23 protein-coding genes and 2 riboswitches are annotated in these 21,991 nt (G+C 67.5%); of the genes, 9 read left to right on the forward strand and 14 right to left on the reverse strand.

The genetic code is table 11. The annotated features are described in order from the left end of the window. Positions 1-28: 28 nt before the first annotated feature. Positions 29-1,351: a bifunctional o-acetylhomoserine/o-acetylserine sulfhydrylase gene (locus tag A5784_RS20945; RefSeq protein WP_064946818.1), complete on the reverse strand. Its 1,323-nt coding sequence runs from the start codon at positions 1,349-1,351 to the stop codon at positions 29-31. Positions 1,352-1,501: 150 nt separating this feature from the next. Then, a riboswitch (SAM riboswitch) is annotated at positions 1,502-1,621 on the reverse strand. 209 nt (positions 1,622-1,830) lie between these two features. Between A5784_RS20945 and A5784_RS20950 the strand changes: the two genes are divergently transcribed. Both A5784_RS20950 and A5784_RS20955 read left to right on the forward strand, forming a co-directional pair. Next, the gene (locus A5784_RS20950) at positions 1,831-3,051 is read left to right on the forward strand and encodes an NADP-dependent isocitrate dehydrogenase (protein ID WP_064946819.1); all 1,221 of its coding nucleotides are present in this window, start codon (positions 1,831-1,833) and stop codon (positions 3,049-3,051) included. A gap of 81 nt (positions 3,052-3,132) precedes the next feature. Continuing rightward, positions 3,133-3,975 carry a COG4705 family protein gene (locus tag A5784_RS20955; RefSeq protein WP_232006169.1) on the forward strand — a complete coding sequence of 281 codons (843 nt, stop codon included), beginning with the start codon at positions 3,133-3,135 and terminating at the stop codon, positions 3,973-3,975. A 3-nt stretch (positions 3,976-3,978) separates the two neighbouring features. Here A5784_RS20955 and ephH read toward each other — a convergent pair whose 3' ends face one another. Continuing rightward, positions 3,979-4,812: an epoxide hydrolase EphH gene (ephH, locus tag A5784_RS20960; RefSeq protein WP_064946820.1), complete on the reverse strand. Its 834-nt coding sequence runs from the start codon at positions 4,810-4,812 to the stop codon at positions 3,979-3,981. Positions 4,813-4,900: 88 nt separating this feature from the next. Here ephH and A5784_RS20965 point away from each other — a divergent pair, with 88 nt between their 5' ends. Further along, a complete protein-coding gene (locus tag A5784_RS20965; protein ID WP_064946898.1) occupies positions 4,901-5,698 on the forward strand; it encodes an exodeoxyribonuclease III in 798 nt (265 codons plus the stop codon). On the opposite strand, the gene A5784_RS20970 is transcribed toward A5784_RS20965, so the two are convergent. Continuing rightward, positions 5,689-6,312 carry a TIGR03086 family metal-binding protein gene (locus A5784_RS20970; protein WP_064946821.1) on the reverse strand — a complete coding sequence of 208 codons (624 nt, stop codon included), beginning with the start codon at positions 6,310-6,312 and terminating at the stop codon, positions 5,689-5,691. The genes A5784_RS20965 and A5784_RS20970 overlap by 10 nt on opposite strands. A gap of 72 nt (positions 6,313-6,384) precedes the next feature. On the opposite strand from A5784_RS20970, the gene A5784_RS20975 reads away from it, so the two are divergent. The 3 genes from A5784_RS20975 to yhjD are packed head-to-tail and all read left to right on the forward strand — an operon-like array spanning position 6,385 to position 8,863. Next, positions 6,385-6,771: a MarR family winged helix-turn-helix transcriptional regulator gene (locus A5784_RS20975; protein WP_064946899.1), complete on the forward strand. Its 387-nt coding sequence runs from the start codon at positions 6,385-6,387 to the stop codon at positions 6,769-6,771. Between the two features lie 34 nt (positions 6,772-6,805). Beyond that, positions 6,806-7,822, forward strand: a complete 1,017-nt coding sequence (trpS, locus tag A5784_RS20980) for a tryptophan--tRNA ligase (RefSeq protein ID WP_064946822.1) — start codon at positions 6,806-6,808, stop codon at positions 7,820-7,822. 21 nt (positions 7,823-7,843) lie between these two features. Further along, positions 7,844-8,863: an inner membrane protein YhjD gene (gene yhjD / locus A5784_RS20985; RefSeq protein WP_064946823.1), complete on the forward strand. Its 1,020-nt coding sequence runs from the start codon at positions 7,844-7,846 to the stop codon at positions 8,861-8,863. 6 nt (positions 8,864-8,869) lie between these two features. On the opposite strand, the gene A5784_RS20990 is transcribed toward yhjD, so the two are convergent. Together A5784_RS20990 and A5784_RS20995 are read right to left on the reverse strand one after the other, a co-directional pair. Beyond that, on the reverse strand, positions 8,870-9,370 hold the full coding sequence (locus A5784_RS20990) for a VOC family protein (RefSeq protein WP_064946824.1): 501 nt from the start codon (positions 9,368-9,370) through the stop codon (positions 8,870-8,872). A gap of 54 nt (positions 9,371-9,424) precedes the next feature. Further along, the gene (locus A5784_RS20995; RefSeq protein ID WP_064946825.1) at positions 9,425-9,742 is read right to left on the reverse strand and encodes a DMT family transporter; all 318 of its coding nucleotides are present in this window, start codon (positions 9,740-9,742) and stop codon (positions 9,425-9,427) included. 11 nt (positions 9,743-9,753) lie between these two features. Beyond that, positions 9,754-9,818, reverse strand: a riboswitch (guanidine-III (ykkC-III) riboswitch). A 50-nt stretch (positions 9,819-9,868) separates the two neighbouring features. Between A5784_RS20995 and A5784_RS21000 the strand changes: the two genes are divergently transcribed. Continuing rightward, positions 9,869-10,684 (forward strand): nitronate monooxygenase, encoded by an 816-nt coding sequence (locus A5784_RS21000; protein WP_064946826.1) that lies wholly within the window; start codon positions 9,869-9,871, stop codon positions 10,682-10,684. Here the strand turns inward: A5784_RS21000 and nagA are convergent. The 4 genes from nagA to A5784_RS21020 are packed head-to-tail and all read right to left on the reverse strand — an operon-like array spanning position 10,659 to position 15,191. Continuing rightward, a complete protein-coding gene (gene nagA / locus A5784_RS21005) occupies positions 10,659-11,822 on the reverse strand; it encodes an N-acetylglucosamine-6-phosphate deacetylase (RefSeq protein WP_064946827.1) in 1,164 nt (387 codons plus the stop codon). The two genes, A5784_RS21000 and nagA, sit on opposite strands and share 26 nt — an antisense overlap. After that, positions 11,819-12,829, reverse strand: coding sequence for an SIS domain-containing protein (locus tag A5784_RS21010; RefSeq protein WP_197514826.1), 1,011 nt, complete (start codon positions 12,827-12,829; stop codon positions 11,819-11,821). Before A5784_RS21010 ends, nagA begins: the two co-directional genes overlap by 4 nt. A gap of 41 nt (positions 12,830-12,870) precedes the next feature. Next, a complete protein-coding gene (locus tag A5784_RS21015; protein ID WP_064946900.1) occupies positions 12,871-13,782 on the reverse strand; it encodes an N-acetylglucosamine kinase in 912 nt (303 codons plus the stop codon). Continuing rightward, positions 13,779-15,191, reverse strand: coding sequence for a sugar porter family MFS transporter (locus A5784_RS21020; RefSeq protein ID WP_064946829.1), 1,413 nt, complete (start codon positions 15,189-15,191; stop codon positions 13,779-13,781). The genes A5784_RS21015 and A5784_RS21020 overlap by 4 nt, the downstream gene beginning before the upstream one ends. 112 nt (positions 15,192-15,303) lie before the next feature. Between A5784_RS21020 and A5784_RS21025 the strand changes: the two genes are divergently transcribed. Next, positions 15,304-16,005 carry a GntR family transcriptional regulator gene (locus A5784_RS21025; protein WP_064946830.1) on the forward strand — a complete coding sequence of 234 codons (702 nt, stop codon included), beginning with the start codon at positions 15,304-15,306 and terminating at the stop codon, positions 16,003-16,005. Between the two features lie 89 nt (positions 16,006-16,094). Here the strand turns inward: A5784_RS21025 and A5784_RS21030 are convergent, their stop codons facing one another. Next, on the reverse strand, positions 16,095-16,667 hold the full coding sequence (locus A5784_RS21030) for a TetR/AcrR family transcriptional regulator (RefSeq protein ID WP_064946831.1): 573 nt from the start codon (positions 16,665-16,667) through the stop codon (positions 16,095-16,097). A 114-nt stretch (positions 16,668-16,781) separates the two neighbouring features. On the opposite strand from A5784_RS21030, the gene A5784_RS21035 reads away from it, so the two are divergent. Next, positions 16,782-17,627: an alpha/beta hydrolase gene (locus A5784_RS21035; protein ID WP_064946832.1), complete on the forward strand. Its 846-nt coding sequence runs from the start codon at positions 16,782-16,784 to the stop codon at positions 17,625-17,627. Here the strand turns inward: A5784_RS21035 and A5784_RS21040 are convergent. The 4 genes from A5784_RS21040 to A5784_RS21055 form a co-directional block, all read right to left on the reverse strand. Continuing rightward, positions 17,624-18,880 carry a D-alanyl-D-alanine carboxypeptidase family protein gene (locus tag A5784_RS21040; RefSeq protein WP_082944977.1) on the reverse strand — a complete coding sequence of 419 codons (1,257 nt, stop codon included), beginning with the start codon at positions 18,878-18,880 and terminating at the stop codon, positions 17,624-17,626. The two genes, A5784_RS21035 and A5784_RS21040, sit on opposite strands and share 4 nt — an antisense overlap. Before the next feature lie 68 nt (positions 18,881-18,948). Then, positions 18,949-19,935: an SMP-30/gluconolactonase/LRE family protein gene (locus tag A5784_RS21045; RefSeq protein ID WP_064946833.1), complete on the reverse strand. Its 987-nt coding sequence runs from the start codon at positions 19,933-19,935 to the stop codon at positions 18,949-18,951. Between the two features lie 85 nt (positions 19,936-20,020). Further along, on the reverse strand, positions 20,021-21,406 hold the full coding sequence (locus A5784_RS21050; RefSeq protein ID WP_064946834.1) for an aspartate aminotransferase family protein: 1,386 nt from the start codon (positions 21,404-21,406) through the stop codon (positions 20,021-20,023). Further along, positions 21,403-21,927 carry an Lrp/AsnC family transcriptional regulator gene (locus A5784_RS21055; protein WP_064946835.1) on the reverse strand — a complete coding sequence of 175 codons (525 nt, stop codon included), beginning with the start codon at positions 21,925-21,927 and terminating at the stop codon, positions 21,403-21,405. Before A5784_RS21055 ends, A5784_RS21050 begins: the two co-directional genes overlap by 4 nt. Positions 21,928-21,991 lie beyond the last annotated feature (64 nt).

Here is a 21,991-nt window from a genome sequence, read left to right on the forward strand (position 1 = left end):
GATGGTCACTGTGCTGTTCTCACGTTCCTCACACCGTCGCCGTGGCCTGATCGGCGGCGCGGAACGGGCGGGCGGCAGCGAAACCCTGGTCCAGGTCGGCCAGGATGTCGTCGATGCCCTCCAGGCCGACGGCAAGGCGCACCAGCCCGGGGGTGACACCGGTGGCCAACTGCTCCTCGGGGTTGAGCTGCTGGTGGGTGGTCGATGCCGGGTGGATCACCAGCGAACGGACGTCACCGATGTTGGCGACGTGGCTGTGCAGGGTGAGCGCGTTGACGAAGGCTTTACCGGCTTCGATGCCGCCAGCCAACTCGAACGCCAGCACCGCGCCGGTGCCCTTGGGGGCCAGCTTGCGGCCCAGCTCGTACCAGGGGGAGCTGGGCAGCCCGGCGTAGTTCACCGAGATCACGTCGGGTTGCCCTGCGAGGTACTCGGCGACCTTCTGGGCGTTGGACACATGGCGTTCAACGCGCAGCGACAGCGTTTCCAATCCCTGCGCGATGAGAAAGGCGTTGAAAGGTGCGGCTGCGGACCCGAGATCCCGCAGCAGCTGTACCCGCGCCTTGAGCGCGTAGGCGGGTGCGCCGAGGTCGGCGAACACCACCCCGTGGTAGCTGGGGTCCGGCTCGGTGAACCCGGGGAACTTCCCGTTGGTCCAGTCGAAGTTCCCGCTGTCGACGATGACGCCCGCGATCGCCGAGCCGTGTCCGCCGAGGTACTTGGTGGCCGAGTGCACGACGATGTCGGCGCCGTGGGCGATCGGCTGGATCAGGTACGGGGTGGCGATGGTGTTGTCGACGATCAACGGCACGCCGTTGTCGTGCGCCACGGCGGCCACGTTCGGGATGTCGAGGATGTCGATCTGCGGATTGGAGATCGTCTCCGCGAAGAAGGCCTTGGTGTTGGGCCGGATGGCGGAACTCCAGGACTCCAAGTTATCGGGGTCCTCCACGAAGCTGACTTCGATGCCGAGCTTGGGCAGCGTGTAGTGGAAGAGGTTGTAGGTGCCGCCGTACAGCCGCGGGGACGACACGATGTGATCGCCTGCGCTGGCGAGGTTGAGGATCGCGAACGTCTCGGCGGCCTGCCCGGAGGACAGGAACAGCGCCGCGACACCGCCTTCGAGAGCGGCGATGCGCTGTTCCACTACGTCGGTGGTGGGGTTCATGATCCGGGTGTAGATGTTGCCCGGCTCAGCCAGTCCGAACAGCGCTGCCGCGTGGTCGGTGTCGCGGAAGGTGTACGACGTGGTCTGGTAGATGGGCAGGGCTCGGGCGTTGGTCGCGCTGTCGGGTGTCTGGCCCGCGTGGATCTGCTTGGTTTCGAACGACCAGGCGTCGGGGGTTGTCATGGTCGGTGTCTCCTATGAAGTCGGGTGAATCGGCTACCGGGCGTCAGGCCTGCACGTGCAGACGGCGGACGGACGCGAACAGTTCACGGACGACAGCACATGGGTGGCCTCCATCAGGTTTCCCTGTCTCTCTGGGGGCCCGTACCTTCGGACCCGCGCTTGCCTTGCAGCCGCGGACGGCTACTCAACCTGGTCATCACCCGGGGCACCCCACCGCGGTTGGAGGGTTGCCGGCCAGCAAGCCGGGGCTTATCGCTGGCACTCATGACCGCGTCCAAGAATATCTCATGACGGCGGGCGGGAACCAAGTGGTCGTTCTGGCGGGTCGGTGCCGAGGGCCACTGGAACGTGTTCCAATCGGGCTGCGGCGGGGCCGGCACACTACTTCCGGGTAACGGAAGCGGCCACGTCATCGAGGCTGCCCGCCCTTGTAGGGTGGCCGCGAGAGACGTTCGACGAGCAGGAGGGTGCGGGCTCACATGTCCAAGATCAAAGTCGAAGGCACTGTCGCCGAACTCGACGGTGACGAGATGACCCGCATCATCTGGCAGATGATCAAGGACCAGCTGATCCTGCCGTACCTCGACATCGACCTGGACTACTACGACCTCGGCATCGAACACCGCGACGCGACCGACGACCAGGTCACCATCGACGCGGCCAACGCCATCAAGCGCCACGGTGTGGGCGTCAAGTGCGCGACCATCACGCCCGACGAGGCCAGGGTCAAGGAGTTCAATCTCAAGAAGATGTGGCTCTCGCCCAACGGCACCATCCGGAACATCCTGGGCGGCACCATCTTCCGCGCCCCGATCGTGATCAAGAACGTGCCGCGCCTGGTTCCGGGCTGGACCAAGCCGATCATCATCGGCCGCCACGCGTTCGGCGACCAGTACCGCGCCTTCAACACCAAGGTGGACAAGCCAGGCACCTTCACCGTGACGTTCACCCCGGACGACGGCAGCGAGCCGATGGTGCACGAGGTCGTGCACATCCCGGAGGCCGGCGGCGTCATCATGGGCATGTACAACTTCAAGAAGTCCATCCAGGACTTCGCCCGTGCGTCGTTCTCCTATGGGCTGCAACAGGATTACCCGGTCTATCTGTCGACCAAGAACACCATCCTCAAGGGCTACGACGGGATGTTCAAGGACGAGTTCCAGCGCATCTTCGACGAGGAGTTCAAGGCGGAGTTCGACAAGCGCGGCCTGACCTACGAACACCGCCTGATCGACGACATGGTGGCCTCCTGCCTGAAGTGGGAGGGCGGCTATGTCTGGGCTTGCAAGAACTACGACGGGGACGTCCAATCCGACACCGTCGCACAGGGTTACGGCTCGCTCGGGCTGATGACCTCGGTGCTGATGACACCGGACGGCAAGACCGTCGAGGCCGAGGCCGCCCACGGCACCGTCACGCGGCACTACCGGCAGTTCCAGGCGGGCAAGCCGACCTCCACCAACCCGATCGCGTCGATCTTCGCCTGGACCCGGGGCCTGGAACACCGGGCCAAGCTGGACGGCACCCCCGAGGTGGCGCGCTTCGCCGAGACGCTCGAGCACGTGGTCATCGAGACGGTCGAGGGCGGGGCGATGACCAAGGACCTCGCGCTGCTGATCGGGCCGGACCAGGCCTGGCAGACCAGCGAAGCCTTCCTGTCCACCATCGCCGACCATCTCAAGGGCGCGTTGCAGGCGTAGCCGCGGCTCGCTGGCTGTGGGTTGGCTGTCGTCTCGTGCCAGCAGCATGTGCGGCGCGCCGACCTGTGCGATGGTTCGGCTGTGTCCCTGCCGCCCGGCCAGTATGTGATGCGCAAGCTGCCGCACATCACGGCGTTGTTCTGGGCGATCAAAATCCTGGCCACCACACTGGGCGAGACCGGCGGTGACTACTTCTCCCAGACGCTGGGGCTGGGCACTCTGCACGCCGCGATGGTGCTGCTCGCGATCTTCTTCGTCGCCGTGACCATCCAGTTGCGCGCCAGGCGCTTTCATCCGCCACTGTTCTGGCTTGTGGTGGTCCTTACCAGCACGGCAGGCACCACGATCTCCGACTTCATCAACTACACGTCCGGCTTGGGTCAGGCCACCGGCGCGCTGATCCTTGGCACTGGACTGGCAATCGTGCTGATGGTCTGGTGGCGCAGCGGTCAAACCCTCAACATCGAGAACGTCGCCGCCCTGAGCGGTGAGGTGCTGTTCTGGATCGCCGTCGTCTTCTCCAACAGCCTGGGCACCTCGACCGGTGACTACCTGGCGGGCGGGCTTGGGGTCGGTCTGCGCACCTCGGCTCTGGTGCTGACCCTGGCCATGCTCGTGCTGTTGGCCGCGCACTACCTCACCGACATCAACGGCACGTTGCTGTTCTGGATTGCTTTCATCCTGACCCGCCCGTGGGGTGCCGAGGTGGGCAACATCCTCAGCAGGAGCCCTGCCCGCGGGGGGCTGGGGTTGGGTAACGCCGGGGCCTCCGCGGTGCTCGTGGCCGCCATGGTGCTCCTGATCGGCTATCAGACGCTCGATATCCGCCGGCATCCCCTGCAGCCGTTGCCGCTCCCGATCGACCGCAACACCGGGCAGCCGCAACGGCCCAACGGGGAAGTGATCACCGTCGCGGCTGGTTGATCGCTAGCCGGTCGCGCGGGCCGTGTCGGTTTTGCGATCGATGAACTCGCTGATCACATCGGTGATCGTGGTGGGCGCCTCGAACATCGGCACGTGGCCGACGCCGTCGAGGCGCTTGATCACCGAGCCCGGCGCGAGGCTGTCGGTGAAATGCCGGGTGAACCGGGGTGCCGGCAGCACCCGATCCTTCTCGCAGATCACGAGCTGGGTCGGGGTGCGTGAGTGGGCGATCTCCAGCAGGCCCGGCGTGGTGAGAGCCCTGATCATCAGCTTGTAGTAGGCGCGGCAGTGGGCCACGTCGTCGACGAGGTCGCGGCGGTCCCCGTCGTTGAGGCCCTCGGGGGTGGCGCTGACGGCGGGGTAGGTGATCTGCCGTGCGAACGGCAGGCTCAGCACTCGCTGCCGGAGCAGCGCGGTGGCGACCACGATCGGCAGCGCGGCCATGAATTTGGCGATGATCTCGTACTTGACGGGCGTGAACCGGGCCCAGCCGCCCGCGGGCGCGATGCCGGTGAGGGTGCGCGCCCGGCCGCGGCGATCCAGTTCGAACGCGACCCAGCCACCCAGTGAGTTCCCGACGATATGTGCTGTGCCCCAGCCCAGCTCGTCGAGGCGGCGCTCGACGTCGTCGGCCAGCGACGCCACGTCGAGGAGCGCCGGCCCCGGGATGCCGCCGTTGTGCCCCGCCATGGTCGGGGCGAATACCTCGTAGCGCTCGGCGAGCCCCGGGGCGACGTACTTCCATACGCTCTGTGACAGCAGGAACGGGTGCAGGAGCAGGACCGGCTCGGCATCCGGGTTGTCGGCGCCAAGGTGGATCGGTGCGCGTTCGGCCATTCGCCCGACATTAAGGTGATACCGCCGGTACCGCAAGGGTGTGTCGGTGCGGGTCGGTAGGGTCTCGGCCGTGGCATCACCAGGCTCGCTGATCGTCAGCACCATCAACGTCAACGGCATTCGCGCCGCGGTCAAGCAGCGCTCCACCGACAACCTCGGCCTGCTGCCGTGGCTCAAGGAGACCGACGCCGAGGTGGTCTGTCTTCAGGAGACGCGTGCCGACGACGAGCAGCTCGCCGACGCGCTCGCCCCGGCCCTGGCCGACGGTTGGTCACTGGCCTCGGCCGAGCCGCATGTGAAGGGCCGCAACGGGGTTGCCGTGCTCTCCCGGCATCCCATCAGCGCCGTCCGGCTGCTGGAATCCGACGAGTTCAACGCGCACGGGCGCTATCTGGAGGCCGACACGGCAGGGGCCACGGTGGTCAGTGTGTACTTCCCGACCGGCGAGGCCGAGACCGACCGCCAGCGGGAGAAGGAGCGGTTCATGGCGACGGTCGCCGACCGGATGGCTGCGCTGCGCCGCAAACGTAGAGAAGCTGTCGTGTGCGGGGACTGGAACATCGCCCACACCGAGAACGACATCAAGAACTGGAAGGGCAACGTCAAGAAGGCCGGGTTCCTGCCCGCCGAACGCCAATGGCTGACCGAGCTGCTGGCCACCGGCTGGGTCGATGTGGTGCGTCAGCTGCACCCCGATGTCGCCGGCCCCTACAGCTGGTGGTCATGGCGGGGCAAGGCGTTCGACAACGACGCGGGGTGGCGCATCGACTACCACCTGGCCACCCCGGGGCTGGCCGCCAGGGCGGTCAGCGCCCGCGTCGATCGCGCTGAGTTGTATGCGCTGCGGTGGTCCGACCACTCCCCGGTGACCGTGCACTACGCCTGAGCCCAGTCGGGCCGCCGACCGAGATGTGCCAGGATTTTCTCGAAATCCGTTGTGCCGGAGGCGGTGACGGCCGGGCCGAACGGCGCGTCCGGAGTGCCGCGAAAGTCTCCGTCGGGAATCATCATCACCAGCGGCAGGACCGCCGCGACGACGTCGGCCGCCGGTTCGTAGGGCACGCCCAGGGTTGCGGCGACGTCCCAGCCGTGCACCACGTAGTCGACGAAATGAAACCCGATCGCCATCGCGCCCGGGAACGTCGCGCCCGGTCCGAAGTCGGGTAGTGCGAACTGCGCGTCGGTCACGCCGTCGGCGGCGAACGCGTCGAGCACGTCCTGTGCGGCGGCGGCGTACGTGCCTGCCGGATCGGCCCGCACGGCGTCGGTGACCGTCGTGGGTCGCCAGAGTTCGGCGTCGGCGCCGTTGCCGCGGGCGGCGGCCGCGAAGCCCCGGTGCTGCACAGTCATGTGATCGAGCAGGGTTCCCAGATTCCAGCCCACACACGGCGTGGGCCGGTCCAGGTCTGCGGGCGTGACGGTGTTGACGACGTCGACGGAGTGCAACACGGCGCTGCGGTGGTAGGGGCGGACATCGGCATTAATAGTAGGCATATGCATACGATAAGCGACAGCTTATGAATTGACAATGCCTACGATGGCGCGGTGGCGAAGCGTCCTGACCTGGCGGCGATGCTGGCCCCGCTGTTGCGCAAGCTGGCGGCCGCGGAGCTCCCCGTGTTGGCCGCGCACGGCCTGAGCATGTGGGGCTACGTCGTGCTGCTGGCACTGGACCGGGCGCCCGTGCGCACCCAGGCCGCGCTGGCCGAGGCCATCGGTGCGGACAAGACGCGCATCATCGCGACCCTCGACGAGCTGCAACAGCAGGGGTACATCGAACGCAGTCCCGACCCCGAGGACCGCCGGGTGCGGTTGCTGGCCATCACCGAAGCCGGGCGGGCCGTCAAGGACGCCGCGCAGGCCGAGATCCAGATCGGCGAGGAGCGTTGGCTGGGAGAACTCGCCGCAGGCGACCGGGAGGTGTTCCTGCGCGTGCTGCGTCAGCTGACCGGTGAATAAACCGGATGACGGCAGTGCGAAAATCGACCCCATCATGACTAGCGGAAGCAAACGCGTCGTGTTCTCCGGCGCCCAACCCACCTCCGACTCTCTGCACCTCGGCAACGCGCTGGGCGCGGTCACCCACTGGGCTCAGCTGCAGGACGGCTACGACGCGTTCTTCTGCGTCGTCGACCAGCACGCCATCACGGTCCCGCAGGACCCCGCGACGCTGCGCCGGCGCACGCTGGTCACCGCGGCGCAGTATCTGGCCCTCGGCATCGACCCGGCCCGCAGCACGGTGTTCGTGCAGAGTCACGTGGCCGAACACAGCCAGTTGGCCTGGGTGCTCGGCTGCTTCACGGGCTTCGGGCAGGCCTCGCGGATGACGCAGTTCAAGGACAAGTCGCAGAAGCAGGGCACGGACGCCGCGACCGTCGGCCTGTTCACGTACCCGGTGTTGATGGCTGCCGACATCCTGCTCTACGACACCGACCTGGTCCCGGTCGGTGAGGATCAGCGCCAGCACCTCGAACTGGCGCGCGACCTCGCGCAACGGCTCAACGGTCAGTTCCCTGGCGCCTTCGTGGTCCCCGAGGCGATGATCCCCAAGGCCACCGCCAAGATCTACGATCTGCAGGATCCGACCGCCAAGATGAGCAAGTCGGCGGCCACCGACGCCGGCCTGATCAGCCTGCTCGACGATCCCAAGGCCACCGCCAAGAAGATCCGCTCGGCGGTCACCGACAGTGAGCGGGAGATCCGGTTCGATCCGGAGAACAAGCCGGGCATCTCGAACCTGTTGACCATCCAGTCCGCGATCACCGGAACCGCGATCGACACGCTGGTGCAGGATTACGCCGGCCGCGGATATGGCGATCTGAAGAAGGACACCGCCGAGGTGGTCGTCGAGTTCGTCGCACCGATCAAGACCAGGGTCGATGAGCTACTGGCCGACCCGGCCGAACTCGACTCTGTCCTGGCGGCAGGCGCTCAGCGGGCCCGGGAGGTTGCCGGCAAGACCCTCGCCCGGGTTTACGACGCGATAGGGTTTCTTCAGCAAACGTCGTAGGCGCCCGGGGGAGGGTGGTGCGTGAACGATCAGGAGAAACCGGGATTCCTTGACCGGCTACGGACTCGCTTTCCGTGGTTCGACCGGGTGATGCGTGCGCAGGATCGCTATAACGACTGCAACGGCAACTTCTACGCCGCCGGAATCACCTACTTCACCATCTTTTCGCTGTTCCCTCTGCTCATGGTCGGGTTCGCGCTCGGCGGTTTCGTGTTGGCCAGCAAGCCCGACCTGCTCGCCGACATCGAGAACCGGATCCGGTCGGTGGTCTCCGGTGACCTTGGTCATCAGTTGGTCACCCTGATGGACTCCGCCATCGCGTCCCGTGGCACCGTCGGCGTGATCGGTCTGGCCACCGCAGCCTGGGCCGGGCTCGGCTGGATGGCCAACCTGCGTGAGGCGTTGAGCCAGATGTGGCTGCAGCACAAGACCGATGCCAGTTTCGTCGGCACCAAGCTGTCGGACCTGGTGGCCCTGGTGTCGGCGTTTCTGGCGATGGTGCTCACCATCGGGCTCACCGCACTGGGCGACCCGGAGTTGATGCGGAAAGTGTTGCGGTGGATAGGCTTACACGACTTCGCCGCGCTGGGTGGCGGACTGCGCGTGGCGTCCATCCTGGTTTCGGTGCTGATCTCGTGGGTGTTGTTCAGCTTGATCATCGCCCGGTTGCCGCGCGAGTCCGTGCACTTGCGCAGTGCTCTACGGGCCGGGTTGCTGGCCGCCGTCGGGTTCGAGCTGTTCAAGCAAGTGGCGTCGATCTATCTGCAGTCGGTCACCCGAGGCCCGGCGGGGGCGACCTTCGGTCCCGTGGTGGGCCTCATGGTGTTCGCCTATGTCACCGCACGGTTGATCCTGTTCGCCACGGCGTGGGCGGCGACGTCGGCGGAGAGCCTGGCCGAACAGACCGTGCCACCGCCCGACCCGGCGCAGATCACGACGCGCGTGCAAATCAACGAGGGGCCCGGCGCCTCCGGGCTGATCGCCGCTGCGGTAGCCGGTGCGATTGGCGCGCTGGGCATTTCACGGCTGCTGCGGCGCTAGCCGCCCTCAGAGGACCTTCGACCCGTACATCTCGCCCAGCGGATCGGCGATGAGCTCGATGCGCGCGCCGTCGGGGTCGCGGAAGTACAGCGACACCTCGCTGTGTTCGGCGAGGTCCACACCGGCGGCGGTGAGCTTGTCGCGCAGATGCTGCCAGCGCTGCGGTTCGACGCTTATCGCGATGTGGTGCAGGCCGCCGAGAACCTCCTGGTACGGGCCGACGTCGAGACCGGGAAAATCGAAGAACGCCAGCAGGTTTCCGTTGCCGATGTCGAAGAAGAAATGCGTCGAGCCCGGATAGTCCCGGTTCTCGATGATCTCGGTCAGCGGAAACTCCAGCAGCTCCTGGTAGAACCGGACGGTGCGCTCCACGTCGCCACTGACCAGTGCGGTGTGATGCAGTCCGCGCGCCGATGACGCCGGGCGGGCGTCGGCCGGCTTGAGGTACTCCTCGGCGATCCGGTCGCGGCGTTCCTTGAATTGTTGTACACGGTCGTCGGAACTCATATCCGAATCCTCCCGCCGCCCGCCGTCGGCCGGTGCGCTTTCGTCGAACCCGATCTAGTGGGTGACGACCTTGAGCCCGACGATGCAGCCGACCACGCCGAGCATCAGCAGCACCTTGATCACCGACGCGGATTCCGCCCCCGTCACCATGGCAAAAGCGATGGTCAGCACGGCCCCGATGCCGACCCACACCGCATAGCTGGTGCCCGGCGGCAGGCTACGCATCGCGATGGCCAGACCACCCATCGACAGCGCCAACGCGACGACGAAGATCGCGGACGGGACCAGACGGGTGAAACCCGCGGACTTGCTCAAGGCGGTGGCCCACACCGCCTCCAGCACACCGGAAACAACCAGAATCCACCAAGCCATGACCGACCTCCAAGGCCCGTCTTGTCGCTGTCCGGGTACGGTGCCACCCTCGTCCGGTGCCAGATCCTGGCAGGCCCGAGTGTAGCATCGGCCGGTGTGAGCAGGGTTACCGGCTGGGCGCGTGAGATGGGCCTGGATGTGCCAATTGTCAACGCGCCCATGGGCGGTGCGGCCGGCGGCCGGTTGGCGGCGGCCGTGTCGCGGGCCGGCGGACTCGGGATGATCGGCATGGGCAGCGCCGCGACGGCCGAGTTGTTGAAGCGCGAACTCGCCGCGCTGGGCTCCCTCGACCGACCGTTCGGCATCGGCCTCGTGCACTGGGTGATGAGCAATCAGCCGGAGCTGCTCGACGAGGCGCTGGCCGCTCGGCCCGCGTTGCTCAGCGTGAGCTTCGGTGAGGACTGGGAATGGGTGCGGCGGGCCCACGACGCCGGGGTGCGCGTGACGACGCAGGTTGCCACGGTCGACGCGGCGCGGCGCGCCGTCGACGCCGGGGTGGATGTGCTGGTGGCCCGCGGCGCCGAGGGTGGCGGGCACGGTAAGCCGCTCGTCGGAACCCTGCCTCTGCTCACCGAGGTGCTCGACACCGTCGAGGTACCGGTCCTCGCTGCCGGTGGTATCGCCTCGGCGCGCGGCGTGGCCGCGGTGCTGGCGGCAGGGGCCGCCGCGGCGTGGGTGGGCACCGCGTTCTCCACCTGTGTCGAGGCCATCACGCCGGAATCAGCGCGGGATGCGTTGCTCGCCGCCGATGCCGGGTCGACGACGCTGACCTCAGAATTCGACATCGCCTCCGGATACGGTTGGCCCGCAAGCATTCCCGAACGCGTACTGGTCGATGCCACAGGCCACGCCACACCGGTGAACGCCGGTGAGGGGGTCGGCATGGTGACCCGGTCCCTGACCGCCGCGGAGACGATTACCGCCCTGATGAGTCGAGGCTGATCGGCTCGTCCAGCCACTGACCGCTCGCCATCACGGCGTGCACGGCAAGGTCCGCGTCGAGCACCACGAGATCGGCGCGCAGGCCCGGTGAAATGCTGCCGACGTCGGTGAGCCCCAGGGTTCGGGCCGGTGTGGTCGCCGTCATCTGTACCGCGGCAGCCAGCGCATCGTCGGACGTCGAACGGTCAACGGCAGCCCGGAATATCCGGTCCATCGTCGCCGTGCTGCCTGCGATGGTCGACATGCCCCGCACGCGCGCGACGTGGTCGGCGACGTCGACGTCGAGCGTCCCGAGCCGGAACGACCCGTCGGCCAGCCCAGCCGCGGCCATGGCGTCGGTGATCAGCGCGACCCGTTCTGCGCCGGCGAACTCGATGACGTGGCGCAGCAGGGCGCGGTGCACGTGCACACCATCGGCGATCAGCTCCACGGTGACCCGCGGATCCTCCAGCAGGGCCATGGCGGGCCCGGGGTCGCGGTGGTGCAGCGGCCGCATGGCGTTGAAGAGATGCGTGCCGACCGTGGCGCCCAGTTCTACCGCCCGGTGGGCCTGCTGATAGCTGGCATCGGTATGGCCAACCGCGACAACGACTCCGGCGTCTACCAGCAGCCGGATCGCGTCGTCGCCGCCGGGCAGTTCGGGTGCGATGGTCACCATGCGGATGGCACCGTCGGCGGCGGCCAGCACGGCCTTGATCTCCGTCGGATCGGGCTCGCGCAGCTGCGCGGCATCCTGGGCGCCACAGCGTGCCGAGCTGAGCCACGGGCCTTCCAGATGGATGCCGGCCACCACACCGGCAGCGGTGGCTTCGGTGAGCGCCGCGACCTCGCGCAGCAGGTCGGCCGGCGACGCGGTGACCAGACTGGCGAGCGTGGTTGTGGTGCCGTGGCTGCGGTGAAACGTTGACGCACGGACGATTTCGTCGGCCACGCCGTCGGTGTAGGACGCACCGCCACCGCCGTGCACATGCATGTCGACGAATCCGGGCACCACGACCGCGTCCGGGTGTTCGACATCGGCGGGTCGTGGGGGAGCACCGGCGCCGCAGCCGATGATGCGGTCCGCGTCCATCTCGATCCAGCCGGGCCGGTGCACTGCGTCGGCGGCCACCACGGTGCCCGCCGCGACCAGTGTCACAGGGTCTCCGTAACCTTGCGCAGCCCCCGCGGCTGGTCCGGGTCACCGCCGCGGGCCAGTGCCAGATGCAGCGCAAGTTGTTGCAGCGGAAGGATTTCCAGCAGCGGGGACAGCTCGTCGGGCACCCCCGCGGGCAAGGCGATGCCGCCGGCCAGCCCGGCCAGTGCCGCCGGTGCGCCCACGCCGAACACGTCGGCGTGCCGCTCGGCCAGCCGCTCCAGCACCGGCAGCATGGCCTGCCCGCCTGCCCCGTCGGGCACGATGGCCAGCACCGGCACCTGCGGGTCGACGGTGGCCAGCGGTCCGTGGAGCAGGTCGGCACCCGAGAATGCCTGTGCCGAAAGGTACGACGTCTCCATCAGTTTGAGAGCTGCTTCCCGGGCGGTGGGGTAGGAGTAACCGCGCGCGGTGGTGATGAGTCGCTGGGCGAAGCGGTAGCGCTGCGCGACCTCGCGGACCTGCTCGCCCGCGGCCAGCACAGCCTCACCGAGTTCGGGCAGAGCCTCGGTGCTGCCCCCGTCGGCGCCGCTGAGCAGCAAGCGCAGGGCCAGCAGTTCGGCGGTGTAGGACTTGGTCGCCGCCACCGAGCGTTCCGCACCGGCGAGCACGTCGATGTGGATCTCGGCGGCCGCGGCCAAGTCGGATTCGGCGTTGTTGGTCACGGCGACCGTCAAGGCCCCCTGGGCCCGGGCCACCTCCACCGAGCGCACCAGATCGGGCGAACCGCCGGACTGGCTGACGGCGATGTAGAGCACGTCGCGCAGATCGGGGCGCGCGCCGTAGACCGTGACGGTCGACGGCGACACCAGGCCCGCGGGCAGGCCGTGTTTGATCTCGATCAGGTACTTGGCGTACAGGGCGGCGTGGTCACTGGTGCCGCGGGCCACCAACTGGGCGAAACGTGGTGCGGCCGTGGTGATCCGGTCGGCAGCGGCCCGGATCGCGTCGAGCCCTTCGGTGAGCAGACGGCGCCAAACCTGCGGTTGTTCGGCGATCTCGGCGGCCATCAGGTGGCCGGGGGCGCTCACGGGGCCGGCTTCAAGGTTGCTCACTTTTTCTCCTTCTCGGGATCACATGTCAGTAGTAGTCGTTGGGCCAGTTCCACCGCACCCCGTACGGGGTCGACGGACAAAACCCGCACGTCGGTGAACTGCTGTTCGGTCAATCGGGTGCGCACGGCCTTCTGCAGTGCGGGCTGATGCACGGCCAGGCCGCCGGCCAGCACCACCGGGCCGGGCGATCCGAGCCGCGTGCCGACCGACACCGCGAGCTCGGCCAACGCCGCGGCGGCGGCGTCGATGATGTCGCGGCTCGCCGGGTCGCCGTCACGGGCCAGCTCGAACACCACTCGGGCTCGTCCGGCCCAATACCGCCGGTCCGGCTGGGCGTAGAAGTGGTCGAGTAGTTGTTCGGGCAGTTGCAGGCCGCAGTCGGCGGCCAGCTGCTGGCCGAGCCGGTCTGCGGGCTCACCCCGGTCGGCGCGGATCAGGCTGCGCCGCAGCGCTTCCCGGGCCACCCAGTAGCCGCTGCCTTCGTCGCCGAGCAGGTAGCCCCAGCCGCCGGCCCGGCTCTGCTGATCGCCGTGGCGCCCCCAGGCCACCGAGCCCGTGCCGGAGATGACGGCGATGCCGTCCATGACGCCGGCGGCGGCCAGGATCAGCTGGCTGTCGTGCACCACCCGGATGCGGGCGCAGGGCAGGCGACGAGCCAGCAGATCACGCAGCCGGGCCTCACCGTCGGGGGTTTCGACGCCCGCCGCACCCGCACAGACTGCCTTGACGCCGTTGGTGCCCAACTGGTCGAGGATGACGTCGAGCTGCCGGCCGGCTTCTTCGAGCCCCACCGACGAGATGTTTGCGCTGCCGGCCAGGGCCTCGGCGACCACCGTGCCATTCTCCACCCGCAGGGCCTGGGTCTTCGATCCGCCGATGTCCAGACCGAGCACCGCTGCCGAGCTCATCGCCCGGTCGTCTCGGCCTCGGCGCCGCTGGCGGTCGCGGCAGGCCACTGGCCGCCGTTCTCCCAGAAATGCCGGATGTCCTCCAGTTGGCGGCCTTTGGTCTCCGGCGCGAATTTGTAGACGAAGGCGAAGGCCAGCAGGGCCAGGACGCCGAACACCATGAACGTGCCCGACCCGCCGAGCGTCTGCAGCATGGTCAGGAAGAAGCCCGCGACGATCGCGTTGGCCACGAGGTCAGAGGTGAGCATCGCGCTGGAGCCCATCGAGCGCAGCCGCGACGGGAAGCTCTCGCCCGCGTACACCCAGACCAGGGCGCCGAAGCCGAAGGTGAAGCCGACGGTGAACAGCAGCACCCCGACGAAGCCGAGCGCCGTCAGCGCCCCGCCGAAGTTCTCGCCTGCCATGAAGACTCCGATCAGCAGCACGTTGGCCAGCACCATCATGGCGATGCCACCGAGCAGGATCGGCCGGCGGCCCAGCCGGTCGACGAGCACCAGCGATACGAACACCGCGATCAGGGCGGCGACCTGGACCAGGGCGGGCAGGATCAGCAGCGCGAAGTTCCCGTGAAAACCCATGGCTTCGAACAGTTTCGGGCTGTAGTACACGATCGCGTTGATGCCGGTGATCTGGATGAAGAACCCGAGTACGACGACGAACACGGTGGCCCGCAGATACGGCGGACGCAGCATCTCGCGGAATGCCCCACCGCGTTCTTCGCGCAGTGCCTTGCTGATCTCGGCCAACTCGGCGTCGACGTCCGCTTCGGGTTCGACCATCTGCAGCGTGCGGCGCGCTTCTTCGGTGCGGCCTTTGAGCATGTACCAGCGTGCGGTGTCGGGCATGCGCATCAGGATGAGCGCGACCACGACGGCGGGCACGGCGGCCAGGCCGAGCATCCAGCGCCAACCGCCGGATCCGGCCAGTGCATAGGCGGCCAGATAGCCGATGATGATGCCGACCACGGTGGCCACCTGATAGGCGACCAGCAGTGACCCGCGGATGTCGGCGGGGGCAGACTCGGCGACGAACACCGGCACCACCACCACCGAGACGCCGATGGTGACGCCTAGCAGCAGCCGGGCGACCATGAGCATCGGCACCGATACCGACAACGCGCACATCAGCGCGAACACCGCGTAGGTGACTGCGACCAGCACCACGGACTTCTTGCGGCCGATCCGGTTGGCCAGCCACCCGCCGATGATCGCGCCGGCGATCTCACCGATCACCACCATGGTGGTGATCCATTGCACGCCCGCGGTGTCGAGGTCGAACTCCTTGGGGATGAACAGCATGGCGCCGGCGATGTTGGACAGGTCGTACCCGTATATGACACCGACGCTGGCGGCGGCGATGCCGACCAGCACCGCGAGCCGCGGGGTTTTTCGAGTTTCGGTAGAGCCCACGTGCGGTTCCTCTCGGGTGAATGTGACGGGGTCAAATTGGTATACGCCAATATGATGGAGGTAACATTGGCATACACCAATTTCGTCCGTCAAGAGGTAAGGGAAAACTGATATGGCCGAACCTGCCCCGCCGCGGTATTTCCAGGTCAAGCTCGCGCTCGCCGACCTCATCGCAGGACTCGACCGAGGCGCGTCGTTGCCACCGGAGCGTCAGCTCGCCGAACAGCTCGGCACGTCACGAACCACGCTGCGCAAGGCCCTGGCGGAGTTGGCGGGGGAGGGCGTCCTGCGCCGTACCCAGGGCAGCGGTAACTTCGTCGCGCCACCCAAGGTGGTCCACGTCCGGCAGCTGTCGTCACTCACTGACGATCTGAAAGCCGAAGGGATGCAACCTACTTCGCAGATCCTCGGGCTGGAGCGCGTGCGTGCCGAGCCCGCCGTCGCTGAGCATCTGGAGATCGCGCCCGGCGAGCGGATCCATCTCCTGACGCGGCTGCGCGAGGTCGACGGTGAGCCGTTGGCCATCGAGGAGGCGCATCTGCCCGGCGCGCTGCCGCGGCTTGAGGCGCGGCTGGCCGAGACCGGGTCGTTGTACGCAGCGCTGCGGGATTGCTACGACCGCGGGGTGCACTCGGTGGAGGACACCGTCGAGACCGCGCTGGCCAATCCCGATCAGGCGGAGCTACTGCGGATCGCGACCGGGCAGCCGCTGCTGCTGGTGCATCGCACCAGCCGGGACAAGACCGGCCGCATCGTCGAATGGACCAGGTCGGTGTACCGCGGCGACCGGTTCCGCTTCGTCGCGCGGGCCTGAGTTCTCCAGCCGAGCACTTTCCTCTGGCGAGCAGACGCTGCGGTTCGCGACACGCCGCGGTTGGCGAACCTGGCTGTCTGCTCGGCGGATCAATCCCGCGCCGGCAGCCCGGCCGCCTGACGTGCTGCGCGCACGAACGAGCGCTTGGTCGAATCGATCCCGTCGAGGTACCCGCCGACGAGCGCGGCGTCACGCAGCAGTACCAGTGACGCGGCGATGTCCGCCGGGTCGTCGCGGCCTGCCGCGGCCTGCTCGAGGGCGCCGCGAAACCAGCTCCGGTGCGACGCGATGAGCTTGCGGACCGAGCTGTCGGGGTCGGGGTATTCGGCGGCGGCATTGATGAACGGGCAGCCGCGGGTGTGGTAGCGCGCGATGTCTTCGGCGATCCCGTCGATCACGAGCTCGAGCATGTCGTCGTCCGGGCCGGCATGCATCTCTGCGTCGGAGAAGTAGCCGCGGATCGTGGCATCCTCCAGCGCGAGATAGGCCTCGACGAGACCTTCCTTGCCTGCGAAGTGCCGGTACATGGTGGCGCGGGTGACGTTCGCGTCGGCAAGGATGCGGTCCACGCCGACGGAGTGGATGCCCTCCCGGTAGAACAGCTGCGCGGCGGTGCGCAGGAGGCGTTCGCGGGCCTGGGAGACGGGCGTCGACGATTCCATATCCCGACGGTACGCCGCGAGGCAGAACGTTCTTTCTGGAACCGGGAACAGATCGGGAGGGTCGCTGGTTACAGCGAACAGAACGACCGTTCTTTCTATCGACAGGAGACCGTCATGACCACCACCATCACCCCGCGGGAACAGGCCGAGATCGACCGCGCCAACAGCTCCGGAGCGCAGCCCGTCGTCTTCGTCCACGGCCTCTGGCTGCTGCCGACGAGCTGGGACAACTGGCGCGCACTGTTCGAGGAGCAGGGCTTCGTGACCCTGGCCCCGGGATGGCCGGACGATCCGGCAACGGTCGCGCACGCCCGCCGCGAGCCCTCGGTGTTCGCTCGCAAGACAGTCGGTGAGATCACCGAGCATTACGCCGAGGTGGTCCGTGCCCTTGACCGCAAGCCCATCGTGATCGGGCACTCGTTCGGCGGGCTGATCACCCAGAAGCTCGCCGGCATGGGGCTCGCCGCGGTGTCGGTCGCCATCGACCCGGCGCCGTTCCGCGGTGTGCTGCCGCTGCCGCTGTCGGCGCTGCGGGCCGCATTTCCGGTCCTCGGCAATCCGCTCAACTACGGTCGCGCGATCGCCTTGACCCGCAAGCAATTCCGCTTCGCCTTCGGCAACGCCGTGTCCGAGGAGGAGTCGAACCGGCTCTACGACGAGTACTCCGTCGCCGGTTCGGGAGCGCCGCTGTTCCAGGCTGCCATCGCGAACTTCAACCCGGCTTCGGAGACGAAGGTCAACACCAAGAACCCCGAGCGGGGTCCGCTGCTGGTCATCTCCGGCGAGAAGGACCACACCGTCCCGTGGGCGATCGCCAACGCCTCCTACAAGCTGAACAAGAAGAACCCCAATGTCACCGAGATCGTCGAAATCCCCGGTCGCGGACACTCATTGGTGATCGACAGCGGCTGGCGTGACGTTGCCGAGCAGGCGCTCGGCTTCATCAAGCAGAACGGCTAAAGCTGAGGGCGGCGATTCAGCGACCGGGCACCCATGATGAGCAGGAACACGATGATGCCCCCGACGATCGCCACCCCCACGCGCACCGGTAGCGCGTCGGCCGCGGGCAGGACCGACGCCGCTTCCGCGGCCGACGGCGCATCGGGCTGCTTGGGTGTCGTCAGGGACGGGTCGGGGTCCACCAGGGTGCCGATCTTGGTTCCCTTCGAGGTGGCGAAACCGTAGTCGAGCAGATGTGCTGCCTGCTCCCACGGGGCGATCGGCAACCGCGTGCCGTGCATCAGGATCGCCACCAGGCGGCGGCCGTCGCGATTGGCTGCGCCGACGAAGGTCTGGCCGGCGTCGTCGGTGTAGCCGGTCTTGCCGCCGAGCGCGCCAGGGTAGTTGTCCAGCAGCTTGTTGTCGTTCTCGATCGGATACGTCGGATTGCCGTCGCGCCCAGGGAAATCGAAAGACTTGGTGGCGACGATGTCGGCGAACACCGGGTTCTGCCAGGCGTAGCGGTAGAACAGTCCGATGTCGTAGGCCGAGGTGCTCATGCCGGGGCCGTCCAGCCCGGACGGGGTGGCCGCGCGGGTGTCACGGCCACCCAGCTTGCCCGCCAACAGGTTGATCTTCTGCAGTGCGGTGTCCATGCCGCCGAGTTGCATGGCCAGCGCGTGGGCGGCGTCGTTGCCCGAGTGCATGAGCAGGCCGTGCAGCAGGTCGTTGATGGAATACACGCCACCGGGTCCGACGCCCACGCGGGTGCCCTCGGCGTTGGCGTCTTCCTGGGTGCCCTGGATGCGCTTGTTGAGATTCAGTTCGTTGAGTGCGGCCGTGGCGACGAGCACCTTGATGATGCTCGCGGGCCGGTGCCGGGCGTGCGGGTCGCGCGCGGCGATGATGTCGCCGCTGTCGAGGTCGGCCACCACCCAGGCGTCGGCGGAGATGTCATTGGGCACCGGCGGGGTGTCGGGTGCGGTGATGATGCCGCAGCTCGAAAGTGCTTCGCCCCCGATGGTTTTCGTCGGTACCGGCAGTGGTAGCGGAGGATCGCCTGCCTTCGGTACCTCAGATGAGTCCACCGCGGGCGGCGTCGTCACCTTGAACGGGCAATCCGGTGGCGGCGGTGCCGGGGCCGGTGCTGCGACCGGGTCCGCCGTTGCCGTCGGCGCGATCACCAGGGCCGGTGCCGCGAGCATCGTCAACGCCGCAAGCACCGAAGATCCGCGCATGAGCGCGCGCGTCGAGATACTCCGCAAGGTCGCCATCGTGTCCGAAGGTTAGGCGATCCGGGACCCGATTCCGGGGAGCCACGCTGTGACGTATGTGACTCGTGTTAAAGCTGGGTATTAGCCAGAGCAGGGAACTCGATGGTTGACATCCACAGTCTTCCGCCCGTTTCGACGACGCCGGTGACCGCCCCGAAGGCCGGGTGCTGAGTCCGGATGCCCGCGACGGCCGCACCGGTCTCGGCGTCGAACGCCACCACCCACACCTCGGGCTTGATCTTCGGCAGCAGGGCGTCGGGCAGTCGCCACACCACTTTGCGCAGCACCGGTGGCAGCGGGGCCAATCGCTCGGCCGCGGGAACGATCGGGCTCACCAGCGCGACCCAGATCCGGCCATCGGGCGCGGTGGAGATGTTGTCCGGCATGCCGGGCAGATGCTCGGCAAGCGGTGTCACGGTCCCGGCCGCAGGCCCGCTCAGCCAGTATTTGGACAAGCGGCGGCCCTGGGTTTCGGCGAACACCAACGCCGATTCGTCGGCGGTAGGGGTCACCCCGTTGGCGAAATAGAGCCCCTCGACCAGCGTGGTGACCGTGCCGTCCGGTGCCAGCCGAAACAGGCTGCCGCTGCCGCGGGCCTCCAGGATCGCGCCCTGGTAGTACTCGAAGTGGAACCGGCTGGTCGACTCCGTGAAATAGATTGTGCCGTCCGATGTTTCGGTGACGTTGGAGCAGAACATCAGCGGACGCCCCTCGATCGAGTCGACCAATGTCGACAACGCTCCCGTCGTCGGATCCAACGCCAGCAGCCCGCGGTGGCTGTCGCAGATCAGCGCCCGGCCGTCGCGCGCCACGTGCATGCCGAGCGGACGCCCGCCGGTGTCGGCCACCACCGTCGCAGACCCGTCGGGAGTCACGCGCACGATGCGGCCGTCGACCAGCCCGGTCCACAGCTGCCCGGTGGCGTCGACGACGACATCCTCGGGGCCGTCGCCGGGCATCGGCACGACTGTCAGCTCGGCCGGTGGGAAGTCGGGGAGCGCGCCGACGGGCGGCGGGGTCCAGCGAACGGGATCGATGGGTGGCTTGCGCGGCACAAACCGACCGTACGCGCTCGCGGGCCGCTCCCGTGAACGACAAACGGCCGGGCGGTTTCCCGCCCGGCCGCTGCGTCGTCGAACGCTACAGCAGGTTGCTCGCCTCGCTGAGCACGCGGTGCAGGATCTCGTAGATCGCGTCGAACTCGGCCTGCCCGCTGATCAGCGGCGGGGCCAGCTGGACGACTGGGTCGCCACGGTCGTCGGCGCGGCAGTACAGCCCGGCATCCCACAAGGCCGGCGTGAGGAACCCGCGCAGCAGTCGCTCGCTCTCCTCGTCGTTGAACGTCTCCTTCGTGGCCTTGTCCTTGACCAATTCGATGCCGTAGAAGAAGCCTTCACCACGCACGTCGCCGACGATCGGCAGGTCGTAGAGCTTCTCCAGAGTGGCCCGGAACGCCGGCGCCAGCTCCTTGACGTGATCGTTGATCTTCTCGCGCTCGAAGATGTCGAGGTTGGCCAGCGCGACGGCCGACGAAACCGGGTGTCCGCCAAAGGTATAGCCGTGACCGAAGACGGTCTTGCCGTCGTCGAACGGCTCGAACAACCGGTCGCTGGCGATCATCGCGCCCAGCGGGGAGTAACCGGATGTCAGGCCCTTGGCGCTGGTGATGATGTCCGGTACATAGCCGAAGTCGTTGCACGCGAACATCGAACCGATCCGGCCGTATGCACAGATCACCTCGTCGGAGACCAGCAGCACGTCGTAGCGGTCGCAGATCTCGCGGACGCGTTCGAAGTATCCGGGCGGCGGCGGGAAGCAGCCGCCCGCGTTCTGCACCGGCTCGAGGAACACCGCGGCGACCGTGTCGGGACCCTCGAACTCGATGGCCTCGGCGATGCGGTCGGCGCAGTAGCGGCCGAATGCCTTTTCGTCATGGGCGAATTCGGCAGGTGCCCGGTAGAAGTTGGTGTTCGGTGCGCGGAAACCGCCCGGGGTCAACGGCTCGAACGGAGCCTTGAACGCCGGGATGCCGGTGATCGCCAGCGCGCCCTGCGGCGTGCCGTGATAGGCGATCGAACGCGAAACCACCTTGTGCTTACCGGGTTTTCCGGTCAGCTTGAAGTACTGCTTGGCCAGTTTCCAGGCGCTCTCGACGGCCTCGCCGCCGCCCGTGGTGAAGAAGACCCGGTTGAGATCGCCCGGGGCGTAGCCGGCGACGCGCTCGGCCAGTTCGATGGCCGGCGGGGTGGCGTAGGACCACAGCGGGAAGAAGGACAGCGTCTCGGCCTGCTTGGCCGCCGCCTCGGCAAGTTCCTTGCGGCCGTGGCCGACCTGAACGACGAACAGCCCGGAGAGCCCGTCGATGTAGCGCTTGCCCTTGTCGTCGAAGATGTAGACACCTTCGCCGCGGGTGATGATCGGCGGCGTGATGCCTTGCCCGTGTCGGGCGAAGTGGCCCCACAGGTGCCGGTTGGCCTTGGCGCCGAGATCGGACGCTGTTGCCTCAGTGGTATCGGTAATTGTCATCGTGTACCCCAATTGTATTGCTGTTTAACGAGTTTCAAGTAGACAAGGGTTTCGGTTGATATCACTCCCGGCAATGAGCGGATCTGCGTGTTGAGCAGTTCGAGCAGGCTGTCGTCGTCCTCGCAGACGACTTCGACGATGATGTCGAACGATCCCGCGGTCAGCACGACGTAGTCGACAGAATCCATGGCGGCCAGCTTCTCGCCAAGCTTGGTGGTGTCACCGGTGCAGCGGATGCCGATCATCGCCTGGCGGGCGAAGCCGAGTTGCAGCGGATCGGTCACCGCCACGATCTGCATGACGCCAGCGTCGACCATCCGTTGCACCCGCTGACGCACGGCGGCCTCGGACAGCCCGACGGCCTTGCCGATCCCCGCGTAGGAGCGGCGGCCGTCCTGCTGGAGCTTCTCGACGATCGCTTTGGACAGTTCATCGAGCTGGAAGGCGGCTCCCGGCCGAGAATGGTTGACACGAAACGGGACGGGGGCGGGCGCCAGCTCGTGACCATCGGGGTTGGTCATACTGTCGATTCTGCACGGAATTCGTTGTTTGGGGCAACTATTTCGATGAAATCCCTTGTTTTGG

The organism is Mycobacterium sp. 852013-50091_SCH5140682 (assembly GCF_001665685.1).
In the GTDB taxonomy this organism is placed as follows: Bacteria; Actinomycetota; Actinomycetes; order Mycobacteriales; family Mycobacteriaceae; genus Mycobacterium.

Excerpts from the sequence above, each read along its gene's own strand:
- A5784_RS21010 (WP_197514826.1), bottom strand. The coding sequence starts at position 12,829 with ATGGCCGCCGAGATCGCCGAACAACCGCAGGTTTGGCGCCGTCTGCTC.
- A5784_RS20970 (WP_064946821.1), bottom strand. The coding sequence starts at position 6,312 with ATGCATATGCCTACTATTAATGCCGATGTCCGCCCCTACCACCGCAGC.
- A5784_RS20950 (WP_064946819.1), top strand. The coding sequence starts at position 1,831 with ATGTCCAAGATCAAAGTCGAAGGCACTGTCGCCGAACTCGACGGTGAC.
- ephH (WP_064946820.1), bottom strand. The coding sequence starts at position 4,812 with ATGGCCGAACGCGCACCGATCCACCTTGGCGCCGACAACCCGGATGCC.
- A5784_RS20990 (WP_064946824.1), bottom strand. The coding sequence starts at position 9,370 with ATGAGTTCCGACGACCGTGTACAACAATTCAAGGAACGCCGCGACCGG.
- A5784_RS21050 (WP_064946834.1), bottom strand. The coding sequence starts at position 21,406 with ATGACAATTACCGATACCACTGAGGCAACAGCGTCCGATCTCGGCGCC.
- A5784_RS21055 (WP_064946835.1), bottom strand. The coding sequence starts at position 21,927 with ATGACCAACCCCGATGGTCACGAGCTGGCGCCCGCCCCCGTCCCGTTT.
- A5784_RS20945 (WP_064946818.1), bottom strand. The coding sequence starts at position 1,351 with ATGACAACCCCCGACGCCTGGTCGTTCGAAACCAAGCAGATCCACGCG.
- A5784_RS21030 (WP_064946831.1), bottom strand. The coding sequence starts at position 16,667 with ATGGAATCGTCGACGCCCGTCTCCCAGGCCCGCGAACGCCTCCTGCGC.
- A5784_RS21035 (WP_064946832.1), top strand. The coding sequence starts at position 16,782 with ATGACCACCACCATCACCCCGCGGGAACAGGCCGAGATCGACCGCGCC.
- trpS (WP_064946822.1), top strand. The coding sequence starts at position 6,806 with ATGACTAGCGGAAGCAAACGCGTCGTGTTCTCCGGCGCCCAACCCACC.
- A5784_RS21025 (WP_064946830.1), top strand. The coding sequence starts at position 15,304 with ATGGCCGAACCTGCCCCGCCGCGGTATTTCCAGGTCAAGCTCGCGCTC.
- A5784_RS21000 (WP_064946826.1), top strand. The coding sequence starts at position 9,869 with ATGGGCCTGGATGTGCCAATTGTCAACGCGCCCATGGGCGGTGCGGCC.
- A5784_RS20975 (WP_064946899.1), top strand. The coding sequence starts at position 6,385 with ATGCTGGCCCCGCTGTTGCGCAAGCTGGCGGCCGCGGAGCTCCCCGTG.
- A5784_RS21040 (WP_082944977.1), bottom strand. The coding sequence starts at position 18,880 with ATGGCGACCTTGCGGAGTATCTCGACGCGCGCGCTCATGCGCGGATCT.
- A5784_RS21015 (WP_064946900.1), bottom strand. The coding sequence starts at position 13,782 with ATGAGCTCGGCAGCGGTGCTCGGTCTGGACATCGGCGGATCGAAGACC.
- A5784_RS20995 (WP_064946825.1), bottom strand. The coding sequence starts at position 9,742 with ATGGCTTGGTGGATTCTGGTTGTTTCCGGTGTGCTGGAGGCGGTGTGG.